At 59.1% G+C, this 11,710-nt stretch carries 12 protein-coding genes; 11 read left to right on the forward strand and 1 reads right to left on the reverse strand.

Annotated features, from left to right (window positions below; all coding sequences use genetic code 11):
• From EN990_RS32740 to EN990_RS32795, 11 genes are all read left to right on the forward strand, one after another.
• Positions 1–416: helix-turn-helix domain-containing protein (locus EN990_RS32740; RefSeq protein ID WP_164766201.1), on the forward strand; the 416-nt coding region annotated here is incomplete at its 5' end.
• Between the two features lie 167 nt (positions 417–583).
• Positions 584–925: a hypothetical protein gene (locus EN990_RS32745; RefSeq protein ID WP_348629903.1), complete on the forward strand. Its 342-nt coding sequence runs from the start codon at positions 584–586 to the stop codon at positions 923–925.
• 119 nt (positions 926–1,044) lie between these two features.
• Entirely contained in the window at positions 1,045–1,296 is a 252-nt protein-coding gene (locus EN990_RS32750) for a type II toxin-antitoxin system prevent-host-death family antitoxin (protein WP_024505312.1), read from the forward strand.
• A gap of 2 nt (positions 1,297–1,298) precedes the next feature.
• On the forward strand, positions 1,299–1,742 hold the full coding sequence (locus tag EN990_RS32755; protein ID WP_013525370.1) for a type II toxin-antitoxin system VapC family toxin: 444 nt from the start codon (positions 1,299–1,301) through the stop codon (positions 1,740–1,742).
• Between the two features lie 517 nt (positions 1,743–2,259).
• Positions 2,260–3,897 carry a methyl-accepting chemotaxis protein gene (locus EN990_RS32765; protein ID WP_027163542.1) on the forward strand — a complete coding sequence of 546 codons (1,638 nt, stop codon included), beginning with the start codon at positions 2,260–2,262 and terminating at the stop codon, positions 3,895–3,897.
• Between the two features lie 23 nt (positions 3,898–3,920).
• Positions 3,921–4,388, forward strand: a complete 468-nt coding sequence (locus EN990_RS32770) for a chemotaxis protein CheW (RefSeq protein WP_064994983.1) — start codon at positions 3,921–3,923, stop codon at positions 4,386–4,388.
• On the forward strand, positions 4,385–5,626 hold the full coding sequence (locus EN990_RS32775; protein ID WP_064994979.1) for a protein-glutamate O-methyltransferase CheR: 1,242 nt from the start codon (positions 4,385–4,387) through the stop codon (positions 5,624–5,626). Before EN990_RS32770 ends, EN990_RS32775 begins: the two co-directional genes overlap by 4 nt.
• Positions 5,626–6,330: a chemotaxis protein CheW gene (locus tag EN990_RS32780; RefSeq protein ID WP_064994978.1), complete on the forward strand. Its 705-nt coding sequence runs from the start codon at positions 5,626–5,628 to the stop codon at positions 6,328–6,330. Before EN990_RS32775 ends, EN990_RS32780 begins: the two co-directional genes overlap by 1 nt.
• The gene (locus EN990_RS32785; protein ID WP_064994977.1) at positions 6,327–8,600 is read left to right on the forward strand and encodes a hybrid sensor histidine kinase/response regulator; all 2,274 of its coding nucleotides are present in this window, start codon (positions 6,327–6,329) and stop codon (positions 8,598–8,600) included. Before EN990_RS32780 ends, EN990_RS32785 begins: the two co-directional genes overlap by 4 nt.
• A gap of 22 nt (positions 8,601–8,622) precedes the next feature.
• The gene (locus EN990_RS32790; RefSeq protein ID WP_064994976.1) at positions 8,623–9,642 is read left to right on the forward strand and encodes a chemotaxis response regulator protein-glutamate methylesterase; all 1,020 of its coding nucleotides are present in this window, start codon (positions 8,623–8,625) and stop codon (positions 9,640–9,642) included.
• 13 nt (positions 9,643–9,655) lie between these two features.
• Positions 9,656–10,660, forward strand: a complete 1,005-nt coding sequence (locus tag EN990_RS32795; protein ID WP_064994975.1) for a PleD family two-component system response regulator — start codon at positions 9,656–9,658, stop codon at positions 10,658–10,660.
• Positions 10,661–10,945: 285 nt separating this feature from the next.
• On the opposite strand, the gene EN990_RS32800 is transcribed toward EN990_RS32795, so the two are convergent.
• On the reverse strand, positions 10,946–11,710 hold a 765-nt coding region (locus EN990_RS32800; protein WP_127385675.1), incomplete at its 5' end, for a helix-turn-helix domain-containing protein.

Raw genomic sequence — 11,710 nt, forward strand, 5'->3', positions numbered from 1 at the left:
CCGGAGAGACATTCGGCTTCGAAGCCGACACGACGCACCATTTCTTTGCTGAAGCGGTCAATTCCACCGGTGTCCGCGTCTTCCGCCCCACAGCTGGAGCGGATATGTCCCATCAGTTGCTGCCTCTGGCGCTGAAGGGGTTGACCAGAGCGCAGGAACACCTGCTGGTCCTCGGTCGCCAGAGCGCCATCGAACGCGTCGCCGCGTTCCTGGTCGACCTGTCGGAGCGCCAGGGCGGATTGCGGCAGGTCGAACTTCCGATGTCGCGCATGGATATCGGCGATTATCTTGGCCTCACCATCGAGACGGTATCGCGGATCTTCACCCGGCTGAAGGACAAGGGCGTCATCCGCCTGCTCAGCCTGCGCAGCATCGAAATCGTCAGGCATGATGCGCTTCATGCGATGAGCGAATGAGCTGCGCTCCGACTCCTGGATGGTACAAGCACTTCAGACCATTTGACAGCGGGGCAACAAGAGCAAGATAGCAGCGCGGAGGACATCTGTTATGCCGCTGGAAGATTGAGGAAACAGCGGCAAGTCTATCGGCGTTCAGGCTTCGGGAGGAAGGCATGGACCGGCACATGGCCACATTGCGTGCAGACCGTGTTCAAGCATCGATCACGTCGGATGCCGCTGAAAAATCGGCGCTGGTCGATTCGTGGCGGCGCTCGGCCTCGTTGCACAGGCTGGTTCCTGCAGGCCAGAAATCACCCCGGCGGCTAACCGACATCGAATTGAGCGTCGCCGGGCAGAAGGTCGAGCCGCTGCTCGCTGCCGCCCAGTCCAGTCTTGACAGGCTCTATCTGCCGTCGGCGGTGTCGGCTGCTGCGTGTTGCTGGCTAATCGCGATTGTGTCGGGGTCGATCGCCGTACTTTCCAGATCAACGGGGAAGACGCGGTTTTCGGGATTAGCCCTGATGTGAGATGTCAGCCTGCCAACTGGCGGCAGATCGAGCGCCGGAGGCGCACCGATCCGTCCTGACTCCTTGCCAAAACTCGCTCCATAATTTATATGACCACTTTAGTCACGGGAGCAATCATGATGAAAGAGATTCAGCTCAAAGACGTCAAGGCTACGTTCTCACATGTGGTCGACGAAGCGGTTGCGGGCACACCGACGGTCGTCACCCGTCACGGCAAAAGAGAGGCTGTCGTAATCAGCTATTCGGAATACGAACGCCTTTCCCGTGTGCCGTCGCTGGGTTGGCTGCTCACAAACTCGCCCCTGGAGGAAGCTGACCTGCCAGCGCGAAGCCGAAAGCCCGCACGGGCTCTGCGCGATCCGGCGTTCTGACATTGTACCTTTTGGACACGAATGTCGTCAGCTTGCTTGCCCCTTCAAAACGCAGGACGCCCTCCGATGAGAAACTAGCGGCCTGGATAGTCGAGCGATCGTCCGACCTTTGGCTCTCCGTAATCACCTTGGCCGAGATCGAGGACGGCATCGCGAACGCCAAGCGAACCGGTGCCACCAAGAAGGCGGGCGCGCTCGCTGAATGGTGGGGAGAAATCCGTCACTACTACAGTAGCCGCATCCTCCCTCTTGACCTCGAAACGGCAACAATAACTGGGCAACTCATGACAGTCGCTCGGGCCGCTGGCATCTCACCTGGTTTCGAGGACATCGCTATTGCTGCAACAGGCATGCAACACGATCTGATCGTGCTCACGGACAACGAGAAGGATTTCAGGCCGCTCGGCATTCGGCATCAGAATCCGTTCATCGGGCTTCCAGAATAGGCGGACGGCGACCGATGGGCGCCTCCAGCATGACCATGCGATGACGTAGGCGGGGTTATGCGACGCTGGGCGAGTCTGATGGCGGTGCACCGGACTTCCTGGATCGACCAGCGGCCAGCGTATATTTGTGCCCCTTCAAGGTTCATAGGCCTTGTTGCCTATGGGCTGTCCAGGTTGTTTGCTTCAAAGGCCCAACGCTGACAGGGCCTTGGACGTGAGGTGAGAGCTTCATCGTCATTGAATACCTTTCTCATCGACGTCCAACGAGACGGTAACAATCAGTCATCCACCCACCTTGACGCGGGCGTGCCGCCCAGCGGATGTCGGGCTGATGTGCGCCGACGGAAGACGTGTCCTCGACCGTCACTTCTGGCGAGCGGCATCGCCATCATTAGTGATGGAACGGAAAAGAAACCATTCAGCGTCAGACTACCGCTTTTCGACGCACCTTTTTCGAACACGTCGGAACGAGCGCTTGTCGCGCAGCCCACGATGCCCCCATTGGTGAATCGGATCCATGAAGAGTCTGACAATACGCCACCGCATCCTCGTCAGTTTCGCTGCCGTTCTGGTGGTCATGTCCGTGATCGCCGTCATCGCGTACGCCTGGTTTCTTCAGGCGGGGCAGGAGGCGACTGAGGTCGAGAAGGGCATCCTTCCAGACCTCTATCACAGCACCGCGATCATGATGGGCCAGATGACGGCCCATAGTCTGCTTCAGGAATATGCCCTTCAGGACAACCCATCGGATAGAAGCACGCTTGAAAGCGCGATCACGACCAATCGCGACCAAGTGCAGCGGTCGATGGGCGACTATGAAGCAACAATCGTCTCCGACATCGACAAGCAGAATTATGCAGTCGTCAAAGAACTCGCCAACCAATTTCGTCTGGCTGAAACTGCTGTGCTGGACACAAGCCGGGCTGCCTTGTCGAAAGGTGAAACTCCCAATGAAAGCCTGGCCATCAAGAACACCGTAGAGCCGATCTTTGTAAAGTTGCAGTCCGCTCTGCAGGCCATGGTTGAGGATCACAGAGGCGAGGCAAACAGCGCGACGCAGCGGATCAGCTCGATCGTTAGAACGGCCGAAGTCGGTTTGAGCGTTGGCTTGTTGATAGCCCTCGGACTAGCCCTTCTTTTGGGTTACCAGCTGTTTCGCGCCATTACAGGTCCGCTCACTCGTTTGGTCAACGCGGTTCAATTGATGCGGCAAGGCGACTTCAGCGAACGCCTCGATCTGAGGCGCCGAGACGAATTCAGCGTGCTTGCCGACGGCTTCAACGCAATGGCGGACGATCTCACAACCCTCATTGGTCAGGTTCAAAGGTCCAGCATACAGGTCGGCACATCGATAACTGAGATCGCCGCCACCTCCAAGCAACAGCAGGCAACTGCGACTGAAATCGCAGCGACCACAACAGAAATCCGCGCGACAGCCAAGGAGATCTCCGCCACGTCAAACGAGCTCGTCCGCACGATGAACGAGGTCTCGACAGTTGCCGAGCAAACTGCTGCCGTCGCCGGCGGAGGGCAAGCGGGGCTAACCCGTATGGAAGAAACCATGCAGCAGGTCATGGAAGCGGCCGGCGCGATCAATTCCAAACTCGCGATCCTGAGCGAGAAAGCCGGCAGCATCAATCAGGTGGTGACGACCATCACCAAAGTGGCCGATCAGACGAACCTTTTGTCGCTCAACGCTTCCATAGAGGCTGAGAAGGCCGGCCAATATGGCCGGGGCTTTGCAGTGGTGGCGACGGAAATCCGAAGGCTCGCGGACCAGACAGCTGTCTCCACATACGATATCGAGCAGATGGTCAAGGACATCCAGTCGGCAGTCGCGGCCGGGGTGATGGGCATGGACAAGTTTTCCGAGCAGGTCCGCCGGGGTATGCAGGAAATCCAGCAGGTCGGCGGGCAACTCTTCGAGATCATTCAGCAGGTTCAGGGGCTGGTGCCACGTTTCGAAGTCGCCAATGAAGGCATGCAAGCGCAGGCGACCGGCGCGGGGCAGATCAGCGACACGCTAACGCAGCTGAGTGAGGCAGCTCAGCAAACAGTCGAATCCCTTCAGCAATCGACGCTCGCGATCGACGAGCTCAATCAAGTCTCAGGCGGCATGCGAAGTAGCATTTCGAGGTTCAAGCTGAGAGCGTAGCGAGCCGGCAGTAGGGGGTGACAATGCTATTTCTCGCCTTCAGCATGGGTCCGGATCGCTACTTGATCGATGTCCACCAAATTGAAGAGGTGCTGCCTCGTCTCGATGTGAAGGTCCTGCCGGGTGCGCCAACCGGTGTGGTGGGTCTGGTCAGCTACAACGGAATACCCATCCCGCTGATCGATGTTACTCTTCTTGCGCTTGGCCGGCCGTCGGAGCGCTTATTGAGCACCCGGATCGTTGTGACGCGCTATCACGCGCATGATGGCGAGCAGCGCCTGCTGGGACTGATCGCGGAACGGGTGACGGATACGCTTGAGCGAGACCCTGCCGACTTCGCGCCGTTCGGACTTGAACCAGGAACCCCGCCCTATCTTGGGCCGGTGGCTTCCGATGGTTCGGAGATCATTCAGCGGGTCAAAGTGGCATCGCTGCTTTCGGAAGAGATACGTACCGCATTGCTCCGCCAGTCAGCAATGGGTGATCAATGACCGGCGCAATTGAAAAGCTCCTGACGGAAACCATCGGACTGGACAGTGCCAGCGTTGGTCCGACAGTGGTCCGTCAGGCGGTCAGAGATCGGATGGCAGCATGCCGGATAACCAACCCTCAGACCTATAAGGAACACTTGACCGGTTCCTCACAGGAGTTGCAGGAGTTGATCAATGCGGTGGTGATCCCGGAGACCTGGTTCTTTCGCGACCGAGAAGCGTTCACGATGCTGGCGCGGCACGCGCGCGTGCACAAGCGTGCTCAGCCGATTAAAGTCCTGAGCCTGCCATGTTCAACCGGCGAAGAGGCTTACTCGGTCGCCATGGCCATGTTCGATGCCAGCTTTGAGGCGCACGAGTTCAAGATCGATGGTGTGGACGTCAGCAGCCGCAATATCGCGACGGCTGAACGCGCGATCTATGGGCGCAATTCGTTTCGCGGCAGCCATCTCGAATTCAAGGATCGCTATTTCGAAGCGGCCGAGAGCGGGTTGCGTCCTACAGCTGCGGTGCTGAAACAGGTTCGGTTCAGGGTAGGAAACCTGTTCGGCTCTCGCGCGTCTTTCAGGCAAGAAGTCTATGACATCGTGCTTTTCCGCAATCTGCTGATCTATTTCAATCGAGAGCTGCAGGATCGCGCGTTGATCTGCCTGAAGGACCTACTGGCCAAAGACGGACTCCTCCTGGTCGGTCCGGCGGAAGCAGCTCTTCCAAGGTTGCATGGCTTTATTTCCGCTGAATGGCCATTGGCCTTTGCCTTCCTGAAATCGGAGCCCGTCAAGACCACGGCGCCGACAGTTTCGGCCGCCATCCCGGTGCCGACGCCAACCCCGAAGGTCAACAAGAGCAAGCCTCTTCTTCGGCCCCGACCGACAATTGGCAATGAAGCCCGTGGACAGGCGCCGGCCAAGCCGCTTGCACAGGCCTCGGAAAGCCTCATCGCGGTTGAACGGATCGCCAATGCAGGACGGGTAAAGGAGGCACAGGAGGTCGCCCTGGCGCATCTCAAGGAATTTGGTCCTTCCGCGCAAATCTTCTACTTGCTGGGCCTCGTCCAGGATGCGGATGGCGCAGCACCCCAAGCCGCGCAAAGCTATCGCAAGGCGCTCTATCTCGCGCCAAATCATCGAGAAGCTCTCATCCATCTGGCTTTGCTGCTTCGCAAGCAAGGCGACCATAACGGCGCCGAGGCCCTGGCTGGCCGGCTAGGCCGGGTCCAGAAAAGGAGCGGCAGCTGATGGCGGCTTCGACAGGGATCGCTCAGCCGTTGGAGCAGATTGAAATCGACGACTGCTGGCGGCAAATAGGCGTACGGGGTGACAAGTCATGTCCGCTGCTGGAGCAGCATCTCCACTGCCGGAATTGCCCGACCTATAAGAAGATTGCACGACACCTCCTCGACCGTGCGGCTCCCTCGGTATATCGCGACGAATGGCCTGGTAACGCTGGTCGAGCAGGGATCGATCCGGCCGACGGCGAGGCGCTGCAGACGGCTGTTCTCTTCCGTTTGGGGGAAGAATGGATGGCACTTCCGGTCGGTATTTTTCATGAAGTGGCTGAATCTCGTCGCGTTCATTCACTTCCACATCGCAGAAACCGTGCACTGCTCGGTATTGCGAATGTCCGTGGTGAATTGCTCGTTTGCCTGTCCCTGGCTGAATTGCTCGGGATAGACGAGCGCAAGGAGGGGGAGCAAAGCACGCGAACCAAGGTATTTCGCCGCCTGGTTGTTGTGGGCGAGCGCGACAAGCGGGTTGCCTTTACGGTTGATGAGATCCACGGCTTACATCGCTATCGGGCACGCGACACTCTCGCTGTGCCAGCCACGATCGACAAGGCGCTGTCTGCGGCTACTGTTGCCGTTCTGCCCTGGCAGGGACGGGCCGTTGGTTGTCTCGACCCAGGACAACTGCTCACGATGCTGGATCGGAGCATGGCATGACAGATGAGGACTTCAGCCAGGTCTCGATGCTCAGCCTCTTCCAGGCCGAACTGGAGACGCAGTCGCAGGCACTAACGTCTGGGCTTCTGGCACTGGAACGCAATCCTGTCGCCGCCGATGCCTTGGAAGCATGCATGCGTGCCGCACATTCCCTGAAGGGAGCTGCCCGCATCATCGACCTGATGCCCGCGGTCAAAGTTGCAAATGCGATGGAAGATTGCCTGGTCGCCGCGCAACGTGGGCATCTGAGAGTGGGACGGGAGCATATAGATGCGCTCCTGCAAGGCTGTGACCTTTTGAAATTGATCGCATCGGGATCATCGAGCGAGCGCGCCAACTCAGAAATCGAAAGCTTTCTCGCGAAGTTTGAGGAATTGTCGCCCCCCGAGGCGAAGCCCGGGGCCCAAGATTTTGCAGCTGATTTCGCAACTCCAGATCATGCCCAGGAGCAACTGGCGTCGACCTCTTCAGCGAATCTCCTCGTTGGGGCGGTACCGCAAGCCCACGGCAGCATCGGCTCTGATAGAATGGTTCGGGTGACGGCAGACAGCCTGAACCGATTGCTCGGGTTGGCTGGCGAGTCGCTGATGGAAGCTCGGCGGCTCAGGCCATTCGCTGACGGGCTGCTAAGGCTGAAGCGACTTCAATCGGACCTCGCAAGTGCGTTCGACAATCTTCATGCAGTGCTGCCGCCGGTTTCAAATGATGCGCCGGTGGTGGAGGCGCTGGCTGAAGCGCAGCGAAAGCTTCGGTTGAGCCAAGCGTTCCTGGCGGAGCGTCTCGATGAATTGGATTCAGTGGATCGGAAAGCGACCGATCTTGCCAACAGATTGTACGACGAAACGTTGGCGAGCCGGATGCGGCCTTTCGAGGACGGCGTGAGACACTACGCAAGAACGGTCCGCGACCTCGGTCGTACCCTTGGCAAGCGGGCGCGACTGGAGATCGTAGGCGGCTCGACCGGCATCGACCGCGATATCCTCGAGCAGCTCGATGCCCCCTTGGGGCATCTTTTGCGCAACGCTGTAGACCATGGGCTTGAACCGCCTGAGGAGCGCCTCGCGATGGGGAAACCCGAAGAGGGGCTGATCAGGCTCGAAGCGAGGCACAATGCCGGGCTGCTGCAGATAGCCGTGGTGGACGACGGCAGGGGGATCGAGCTCTCGAAGCTGCGCGAGGCTGTCATCGCCCGACAGCTTGCGACCAGGGAAAGTGCTGACACACTCAGCGAAACCGAATTGCTCGCATTCCTGTTTCTGCCAGGCTTTTCGATGAAAGCGGGCCTTACCGACGTGTCCGGCCGTGGTGTGGGCCTCGATGCGGTGCAGGCGATGACGAAAGAGGTCCGCGGAATCACGAGCGTTTCCTCGGAATTTGGTCGTGGAACCCGGTTTCAACTGCAGCTGCCGCTGACGTTGTCAGTCCTGCGCACACTACTCGTCGAAGTCGATGGGGAGCCCTATGCGTTTCCACTCGCCGCCATCTCCAAGACAATGAGATTGCAGCGGATGCAGATCAACCTGCTGCAGGGCCGACCGCATTTTCGCTTGAACGATCGACAGATCGGGCTGGTGACCGCGCGCGAAGTGCTGGATCGAGGAGAGTCCGGATCGGAACCGGACGAACTCTCGGTCGTCGTCGTGGATGCAGGTCGGGGCGATGCGTACGGCCTGATCGTTGACCGTTTTCTCGGGGAACGCGAGCTGGTGATCAGACCTCTCGATCCACGGTTTGCCAAGATCAAGGACATCAGCGCAGCGGCCCTGATGGAAGACGGTTCGCCAGTTCTGATCTTCGACGTCGATGATCTGATCCGATCGGTGGAAAAGCTTGCATCGTCTAGCGGATTTAGGGCTCTTCGGCGCGCTGCGGGCGGTCCCGAACCGAGCAGACGCAAGCGCGTGCTCGTGATTGACGATTCACTCACGGTCCGCGAACTCCAGCGCAAGATGTTGGGCAATCACGGTTATGATGTCGAAGTGGCGGTCGACGGTATGGACGGGTGGAATGCCGTCCGGTCTGGTCCTTTCGATCTCGTCGTCACTGACATAGATATGCCGCGCATGGATGGCATCGAGTTGGTGAGCTTGATCAGAAAGGACGCCCATCTCAAGAACACACCCATAATGATCGTTTCATACAAGGATCGGGAAGAAGATCGCTCGCGCGGGCTTGACGCCGGTGCGGACTATTATCTGACCAAGAGTACCTTTCAGGACGAGGCGCTGATCCATGCGGTCGTGGACATGATTGGCGAGGCGACTGAATGAGATCGAAATTGGAAGCCAACGAATGAGAATCGGCGTAGTCAACGACATGCCGATGGCGGTTGAGCTTCTGCGCCGGCTGGTCTTGTCGACCGGCGAACATCAGGTCGCATGGATCGCGACCAATGGGCGTGAGGCGGTCGAGGTCTGCAGACGTGATCTGCCGGATCTGATACTCATGGATCTAGCGATGCCAGAGATGGACGGCGTGGAAGCGACGCGCAGAATCATGGCGGAAACCCCGTGCTCAATCTTGCTGGTGACCGCCAGTATCGAAGCCAACCTCGCCGGTGTCTACGAAGCAATGGGCCATGGCGCGCTGGACGCGGTCGATATTCCGTCAGTAGGCATCGAAGGTAATGCGTCCTCGCAATCCGCACGGCTTCTAACGAACAAGATTGCGACGATCGGCAAGCTGATCGGTGATGCGCCGGCCAAGACAAAAAGGCGGATGTCACGTGACGCTGAGCCGACACCTCGACGCTTAATTGCAATCGGCGCCTCCGCGGGCGGGCCGGCCGCCGTTGCCGCAGTCCTGAGTGCGTTTCCCGTTGATTTTGACGGCGCGATCGTGCTCGTCCAGCATCTCGATGCTCAGTTCGTGCCGGGGCTTACTGATTGGCTGGGACAGCATACGCCTCTCCCGATCCGTCCGGCGCGGGAAAAGGATAGTCCTCAAGCGGGCACTGTTCTCGTAGCCAGTTCTGCGGATCATCTGGTTTTCAAGTCAGCTCAACAACTTGGCTATACGCCCAGCCCCAAGGACAATGTTTATCGGCCGTCCGTTGATGTGTTCTTCGGAAGTGCGGCGCAATGGTGGCCTGGCTCTGTGATTGGTGTCCTGCTCACAGGCATGGGCAGGGATGGTGCGCGCGGGCTAAGACAGCTCCGCGACAAAGGGCATCTCACGATCGCCCAGGATCGAGCAACCAGTGCAGTCTATGGCATGCCGAAGGCCGCCGCCGAAATCGGCGCGGCTGTTGATATTCTTCCTTTGAGTGCGATCGGCTCACGTATAATCGAAGCCTGCGAGCGCTCCACGTGAAAAGGCTCGTCCGATGACGCAAGAACCAGAGCTGGTCCCGCCACTCACAGACAACTATTCATCCATGGTTCTGCTCATCGATGATCAGATCATGGTTTGCGAGGCGGTCAGGCGCGCTCTAGCCAACGAACCCGATATTTCCCTACACTTCTGCACCGACCCGTTGAGAGCAATGACAGTCGCGGATGAGGTAAAGCCAACCGTTATCCTGCAGGATCTCGTCATGCCCGGCGTCGATGGGCTGCATCTGGTGCGAGAATACAGGAAGCATGCGTCGACACGCGCGGTCCCAGTCATTGTGCTGTCGAGCAAGGAAGATCCAGCCACCAAGGGCGAAGCCTTTGCTGCGGGAGCGAACGACTATCTCGTCAAACTGCCGGATCGTATCGAGCTGATTGCACGTATTCGATATCACACGCGGGCTTATCTGGATCACGTCCAGCGAGACGCGGCATACCGAGCGCTAAGGGAAAGCCAGCGACAGCTGATCAGTGCAAATCTCGAGCTTGAACGTCTGACGCGGATCGATGGCCTGACGGGCCTCGGCAACAGGCGCTATTTTGATGAATATCTGGCGGCCGAATGGAAGCGCGCTTTTCGCGCACAGTCCCCATTGTCGCTGTTGATGATCGATGCCGACAACTTCAAACGATACAACGATACCTATGGCCATATGGCCGGCGATGAGGTGCTCAAGCAAATCGCCCGCGTGATCCAGAGCGGTTCCGGCCGCTCCACCGACCTCGCTGCGAGGTACGGAGGCGAAGAGTTCGTGGTCGTGCTGGTCGACACTTTACTGGAACAATCCAGTGCGATCGCAGAGCGGCTCGTCCAGGGCGTGCGGGAGTTGAACATACCCCACGGCCCGGATCGTGTGACCATCAGCGTCGGCGTTGCAACAGCGGTGCCCACCGCGGACGAGACGCCAAATGATTTCGTCAATGCCGCCGATTTGGCCCTATTTCGTGCCAAATCGGAAGGACGAAATCGTGTCGCGCTTCATATGTCCCGCAGCTAGACAAGCTCAACGCACTTCTCAGGCTAAGATGGAACTTTCTGAGCGTACGTTGAACGCGCCTGGGCTCGCCCGGCCTTCAAGAAGCTCTATGCCGACCAGCTCGCTTACTTTGCGGCTGGAGCTCGAACCCATCGTTAATGACCGCTGGGCGTCCGGTTCTGGGTGGGAACGTGCCGGTTCGCCTGATCGCTCGAATTTCTGCTTTTGGGATTCCGCTGGGGCCAGCTCAACGGCTGACTTGAGGCGCCAAGCGGAATATCGGCATCGCGCCGCGATGGTTGAGAATCAATCGCGGCTCAATGCTCGCCGGAGAGCACCGAAGCGAATGCGATATTGCGCCGGCGTCACCCCGACCTTGCGGCGGAAAAGACGCCCGAAAAAACTCGCATCCTCGTAGCCGACTTCATTCGCCACCGCTTCGACAGGGAGATCGCCCCCCTCCAGCAGCTGCTTTGCCTTCTCGAGTCTGAGCGCATGGATGTAGTCGATAGCCTTCATGTCCGTAGCCCTCGCGAAGCGGCGCACGAAGGAGCGCTCGGACAGGCCTGACAACTTGGTCATGGCTGCGACGGGCGACGGCGTCCGGTAGTTGAGTTCCGCCCATCTCTGGCACCGGTTGATCACCGCGTCGCTGGTCTGGCGAAAGCGCATCAGCGCGGCGAAGGGCTGCTGGCCCATGTCGTGCCACTGCAGCATGTAGACCTTGGCGACCTCCATCGCCTCCTTGAGGCCGACAAAGCGCGCGATGAGATAGAGGGCGAGATCCTGCCAGCTCGAGCCGCCTCCCGCCATGACCACCCGTTGCGCCTCGCCGCTCAGCACAAGCGACTGGTCCGGCCTCACCTTCACGCCGGGGTAGTTGTTCGTGAGCGTCTCGACATAGCCCCAGTGAATTGTGGCCTCGCGATTGTCGAGCAGCCCGGCCTCGCCGAGCAGCACCGCGCCCGAACAAGCGCTGGCCAGCATGGCGCCGTCGTCATGCGCTCGCTTCAGCCATGCGGCTTCGGCGTCATACTGCCCGGCGACGCTTTCTCCCGGATTGACGAAGAA

It is taken from the genome of Mesorhizobium sp. M7A.F.Ca.US.005.03.1.1 (assembly GCF_003997975.1).
Taxonomy (GTDB): Bacteria; Pseudomonadota; Alphaproteobacteria; order Rhizobiales; family Rhizobiaceae; genus Mesorhizobium; species Mesorhizobium ciceri.

Excerpts from the sequence above, each read along its gene's own strand:
- EN990_RS32790 (WP_064994976.1), top strand. The coding sequence starts at position 8,623 with ATGAGAATCGGCGTAGTCAACGACATGCCGATGGCGGTTGAGCTTCTG.
- EN990_RS32750 (WP_024505312.1), top strand. The coding sequence starts at position 1,045 with ATGAAAGAGATTCAGCTCAAAGACGTCAAGGCTACGTTCTCACATGTG.
- EN990_RS32795 (WP_064994975.1), top strand. The coding sequence starts at position 9,656 with ATGACGCAAGAACCAGAGCTGGTCCCGCCACTCACAGACAACTATTCA.
- EN990_RS32775 (WP_064994979.1), top strand. The coding sequence starts at position 4,385 with ATGACCGGCGCAATTGAAAAGCTCCTGACGGAAACCATCGGACTGGAC.
- EN990_RS32770 (WP_064994983.1), top strand. The coding sequence starts at position 3,921 with ATGCTATTTCTCGCCTTCAGCATGGGTCCGGATCGCTACTTGATCGAT.
- EN990_RS32785 (WP_064994977.1), top strand. The coding sequence starts at position 6,327 with ATGACAGATGAGGACTTCAGCCAGGTCTCGATGCTCAGCCTCTTCCAG.
- EN990_RS32745 (WP_348629903.1), top strand. The coding sequence starts at position 584 with ATGGCCACATTGCGTGCAGACCGTGTTCAAGCATCGATCACGTCGGAT.
- EN990_RS32780 (WP_064994978.1), top strand. The coding sequence starts at position 5,626 with ATGGCGGCTTCGACAGGGATCGCTCAGCCGTTGGAGCAGATTGAAATC.
- EN990_RS32765 (WP_027163542.1), top strand. The coding sequence starts at position 2,260 with ATGAAGAGTCTGACAATACGCCACCGCATCCTCGTCAGTTTCGCTGCC.